Source organism: Roseateles sp. P5_B10 (assembly GCF_056400485.1).
Genome location: NZ_JBFULE010001378.1, coordinates 1 through 845 on the forward strand (window position 1 = coordinate 1; position 845 = coordinate 845).

At 60.6% G+C, this 845-nt stretch carries 1 protein-coding gene; it reads right to left on the reverse strand.

All coding sequences use genetic code 11. From position 1 onward, the window contains the following. A partial coding sequence (locus AC1DU6_RS33455) for an Arm DNA-binding domain-containing protein (protein WP_477862646.1) occupies positions 1-634 on the reverse strand: 634 nt, incomplete at its 3' end. Positions 635-845 lie beyond the last annotated feature (211 nt).

The window sequence follows — 845 nt, forward strand, 5'->3', positions numbered from 1 at the left end:
GGTTCAGATCGGTGAGCAGGATGTTGGCTACGCGCAGGCGCCCCTCCGCCTTGGTGTCGTCCAGGATCGCCATCAGGTCGCCGCGCACGATGTCCTCCGCGGCAACACTGCCAAGCTTTGGAAAGACTCGGCGGTTGAACGCCTCTTCGACATAGGCTCCTCCGTCCTTTCGACCAGTGCGACTGCCGTCGGCAAGGACCTGAGGGGCCAGCGCCACGCGCTTCCAATGCTCGAACAACCCTCGCAGGGTCAGACGCCGCGCCGCCGCCTCTTTGGCTCGACGGGTGTCCTCGATGACTGCCTCCACCTGGGCCTGAGCCTCAAGGCGATTGGCTTTTCGCTGATCCGCGGGATTTACCCCACCAGACAGTTGGTCGCGCGCTCGATCCCGCTCCGACCGGATCTCGGCCAGCCCAAGGTCCGGCCATGTACCGCAGTAGTGGTTCTTCCGTACACCCTGCCACTTGTAGCCGTACTTGAAGTTGACCGTCACACGACCATCAGTGGCAACACGCACCTCTCCCCTCAGGCCGCCCCCGTCGACCAGGTCGTCACCCTTCCAATCTGTTGGAACAGCTTTTAGTGCCAGCTCGGTCCAGCGACTGCCCTTGCCTTGCTTTGGATACCTAGTCATCGCAAATCAATCTCCAGGGGTACACCCAGGGGTACACCAGCGGCGGGCTCTAGCGGGATTTCCCGGCACATCCCGGGACAAATCTCAGTCCCGAAGAGCCCGCATAACACCTTGATTTTAAACGCATATCTCCAACTTTCACAGGCACTTTGGCATGTACCGCTGGCCGCGCCAAAATGATTATTACTTGTATGGGGTGCAAGGGGTAGCG